Origin of the sequence: Mycobacterium sp. (assembly GCF_050701675.1) — a bacterium.
GTDB lineage: Bacteria > Actinomycetota > Actinomycetes > Mycobacteriales > Mycobacteriaceae > Mycobacterium.
Genome location: NZ_JBOGDD010000606.1, coordinates 1 through 3,889, shown reverse-complemented (window position 1 = coordinate 3,889; position 3,889 = coordinate 1). Strand labels below are relative to the sequence as shown.

Genomic DNA, 3,889 nt, shown 5'->3' with positions numbered 1-3,889 from the left:
GCCGCACCGTGTTGGTGTGCAGATACAGGTCCCGTGCAGTTTCGCTCAGCGATCCGTTGGCGGTGAGGAACGCCCTCAGGGTGCGCACGTGCTGAGTGCCGCGTTGACGGTCCATCTCCGCAAGGGGATCGATCAGCTGTTGTCTGAAGGGGGTGAGCTGGGCGAGGGGGAGTTGCTCGAGAAGGCTCTCGAGAGTGCTCAGCTGATTGGGTCCGACGCGGCGGCCACGGCGCCGAGCTAGATCGAGCGCGATGCGCGCCTGACCGATGGCTGCCCCGATCTCCATCAGCGGCACGGGCGCTGCGTGCCCAGACGGCAAGGACAGGTCTTCGGTCGGGTCGAGCGGTTCCACGGTCAACATCAGGCACAGGTCCGGAGCGTCACCGACCAATGCCTCGGGGATCGCCATCGACAGCAGCGCGCCTGCCCCGGCTGGCCACGCTGAGCAGGTGAGCTGTCCAGCCGCGAAACCGGGCCACTCCAGCAGCTGACCCAACGCACCGGGCAGCAGCATCCGCCGCTCTACCAGCGACAGCAGCTGACCGACGCGTTCGCGCGCAAGCGCTGCCTCGACGTCTCGTTGAACCTGGGTCGCGCGCACGAACCGGGCGATCAGATCGAGAAGCGCTGGCTCTGGTTGACCGCCATGGCCCAGCCATCCGAGGGTCCCCAGCCCTGGAACGTCGACTGTGACCACGGGCGATTCGCCCTCCGGCGTGTCCACGGCGCCGCCCGGGTCGAGCAGGAAGTAACACCCCAGGATCTGGCCGGCGGTATCCAGCAGCTCGCGAGCTGACTCGTGGCGGCGCAGGGACGAAAGAAGCTCTGGTACAAGCGCGTTGGTTGCGCGTGCGACGGCGATCTCGGCACCGAGGCCATATTCGGCGACGAAGCGGCTCACCTGGCTGAAGGGCACGCTCGGTGCCGCGATCAGCACCGGCAAGTCGTGGCGCCGGCACTGGGCCAGCAAGGCGTCCGGCACCGTGTCGTGACCGTCACCAATGCCGAAGCACACGCCTGCCGCCCCAGCCCCCGCCAGCGACTCGGCGAACGCCTGGCACTCCTGCGGTGTCTGCAGGCTGATTCCCACCGTGCAGACCAACTCGCCGCCTCGCAGATACCGCGACGGATCCCGCATTTCGGTGGTGTGCGCCCAGCTGATCGCCCGGTCGAGATCCTGTGGCGCGCCATCGGGCACGGCGAGTCCCAACCTCGGCGCGTCGAGCAGGTCGCGCAGGGTGGGCGCGCCCGTCTTGCCACGCGCGGCCGCCGCAGGCTCGGCCGGCACGCCGTGGCGCGGCGAGATCATTGGACGAGCGTAACGCCGTCGTCACATCCGGGGGCGGCATCGTTGTGCGATCCTCCAATGCGAGGCACCGGTGAAGTGCGATCTCTGCGTCTTCAGCACATTGGCTGGCGCGGTCACTGACCACGCGTGATAGTTCCTGCCACCAGTACCAAGCAATGGGAGCGAGCCATGTCATCATCGGTCAACCCCGCGGAGCAGACCCAGCTGCGCAGAGAGTTCTCGTTGTGGTCGGCGTTTGCGTTCGCCTTCGCATTCATCTCGCCGATCGTGGCTCTCTACGGCATTTTCGGCTTGGCGCTTGTCGCCGCAGGCCCGAGCTTCTGGTGGGGATTCCTGTTGGTGTTCGGCGGGCAGTTCCTGGTCGCGCTGGTATTCGCCACCCTGGTGTCGCGTTGGCCGCTGGAAGGATCGATCTATCAGTGGTCACGCCGCCTCCTCGGCACGACGTACGGCTGGTTCGCCGGGTGGGTCTACATGTGGACGCTGGTGATCGCGATGGCCACCGTGGCGATCGGGGCGGCCGGTTTCATCGCCAACATCGTCGGCATCGAAGCGCCGTCAGGTGGGACGCTCGCGCTGATCGCGCTGGTGATCCTGCTGGCCGGCACCGCGGTCAATCTGGTCGGGCGGCGGGCGTTGAAGATCTTCATGGTCGGCAGCATCATCGCCGAGGTGATCGGCTCGCTGGGGCTGGGTACCTGGCTGCTGCTCTTCCACCGGCACAACTCGCTTTCGGTGCTGTTCCAGGGCGGTGGCCCGGACGTGGACACCTGGGCGTACCTGAGCGGTCCGTTCCTGATGGCGGTTGCCTTCATCGGGTGGTCCTTCGTCGGCTTCGAGAGTGCCGGGTCCATCGCCGAAGAGGTGCACGAACCGCGCCGGGACCTGCCCAAGGCGGTGCTGTTCTCATTGGTGTTCATCGCGGTGGTGGTGGCCTACTCCAGCCTCGCGATCATCCTGGCGATTCCGGATCTGGGCGCGGTGGCCGACGGCACGGTGGCCGACCCGGTGTACGACACCCTGACCACGGCGCTGGGCGCCGGCGTCGCCAAGCCTGTCGAGTTGCTGTTCGTCATCGGCTTCCTGGCCAGCTTCCTTGCCCTGCAGACCTCGGCATCGCGCGTCATCTGGGCGTACGCCCGCGACGGCGCACTGCCTGGGGCCGGTGCGCTGGTCCGGTTGCGTGGCAAGGCGCGCATCCCGGTGATGGCGATCCTGGTCACCACGGTGATCGGCGGTGGTTTGTTCCTGCTCAGCATCGTCGCCGGTGATGTCTACTCGCTGATGGTCAACTTCACCGCAGGCGGCTTCTACCTGGCATTCCTGTTCCCGCTGATCGGCTTCCTGGTGGTGCTGCTGCGCGGCGCCTGGACGCCCGCCACGTTCTCGCTGGGCCGCGCGACGTTGCCGGTGGCGGTGGTGGCCGCGGTCTGGGCGGTGCTGCAGTTCATCAATATCGCTTGGCCGCGAGCGGCTTTCGAGCAGCGTTACCTGGACTGGTCGGTGTGGATCGGCGTCGTCGTGCTTGGGGTGATCGGCGCCGTGGTGTTGGCGACCGTGCGAGCCCGGATCGTCGGAGCTGCGGTCATCGACGACATCGAAGAGCTCGACGAACAAGCCGACGATCGGGCACTGGTCGGTGAGTGACCACCCCGTAGCGCTGGTCACCGGTGGCGCGAGCGGTATCGGCGCGGCCGTCATCGAGGCCCTGACCGGGCGTGGGTTCACGGTGGGCTGCCTCGACCTCGCCGGGTCGGCTCCTGGCGCAGAACACACTGTCGCCGTGGATGTCTCGGATGCCGCGGCGGTTGGCGATGGCGTAGCACGGATCCGCGCACGGCTCGGACCCATCAGTGCGGTCGTAACGTCGGCGGGTTACTACGACATGGCGCCGGTCGCCGATATCACCGCCGATGCGTGGCGGCGCATGCTGCGCGTACACCTCGGGGGTTTGGTGAACGTCGCGCGGGCGACTCTGCCCGACCTGATCGATCACGGTGGGGCGCTGGTTGCGGTGGCCAGCGAGTTGGCCGTTGGTGGCGGCGACGGCGACGCGCACTACGCCGCCGCCAAGGGTGCGATTCTCGGTGTCGTCCGCAGCCTGGCCGTCGAGGTGGCCGGCCGCGGTGTGCGGGTCAACTGCGTAGCTCCCGGGCCGACGGACACCCCGTTGCTGGCGGCCGATTCACCCTGGCGTGCAACCGATTACCTCGACACACTTCCGCTGCGGCGGCTGGCCACCCCCCGCGAGGTGGCGCGCTGCGTCGAATACCTGCTCTGTGACGCGACATTCAGCGTCGGCGAGGTCGTCAACGTCAACTCCGGAGCGGTGATATGAGCACGAACCTGGACGGACGGGTCGCTCTGGTCACCGGTGCAGCGCAGGGGATGGGTGCCGCGCACGCCCGGCACCTGGCCGCCGCGGGGGCCACGGTGGCCGTCAACGACGTTCGCGACAGCGCTGAGCTGCGCGCGCTCGCCGACGAGCTCGGCGGACTGACCGCCGCCGGTGACGTGTCCGACGCGGGCGAATGTGCGCGCATCGCAACACACGTCGTGCAGGCGGCCGGACGCCTGGAC

General features: G+C 68.1%; 4 protein-coding genes. 3 read left to right on the top strand and 1 reads right to left on the bottom strand.

The features are described 5' to 3' along the window. Positions 1-1,237, bottom strand: a 1,237-nt coding sequence (locus ACRDUX_RS18645; protein ID WP_526415504.1) for a PucR family transcriptional regulator, incomplete at its 3' end; no start/stop codon positions are given. A 240-nt stretch (positions 1,238-1,477) separates the two neighbouring features. On the opposite strand from ACRDUX_RS18645, the gene ACRDUX_RS18640 reads away from it, so the two are divergent. From ACRDUX_RS18640 to ACRDUX_RS18630, 3 genes are all read left to right on the top strand, one after another. Then, positions 1,478-2,956 carry an amino acid permease gene (locus tag ACRDUX_RS18640; protein WP_526415503.1) on the top strand — a complete coding sequence of 493 codons (1,479 nt, stop codon included), beginning with the start codon at positions 1,478-1,480 and terminating at the stop codon, positions 2,954-2,956. Then, positions 2,949-3,647 carry an SDR family NAD(P)-dependent oxidoreductase gene (locus ACRDUX_RS18635; protein ID WP_526415502.1) on the top strand — a complete coding sequence of 233 codons (699 nt, stop codon included), beginning with the start codon at positions 2,949-2,951 and terminating at the stop codon, positions 3,645-3,647. Before ACRDUX_RS18640 ends, ACRDUX_RS18635 begins: the two co-directional genes overlap by 8 nt. Next, the coding region (locus ACRDUX_RS18630) for an SDR family NAD(P)-dependent oxidoreductase (protein WP_526415501.1) at positions 3,644-3,889 on the top strand (246 nt) is incomplete at its 3' end. The genes ACRDUX_RS18635 and ACRDUX_RS18630, both read left to right, overlap by 4 nt.

Bases quoted from the DNA above. Each gene is read 5' to 3' on its own strand.
- ACRDUX_RS18640 (WP_526415503.1), top strand. From the start codon at position 1,478: ATGTCATCATCGGTCAACCCCGCGGAGCAGACCCAGCTGCGCAGAGAG.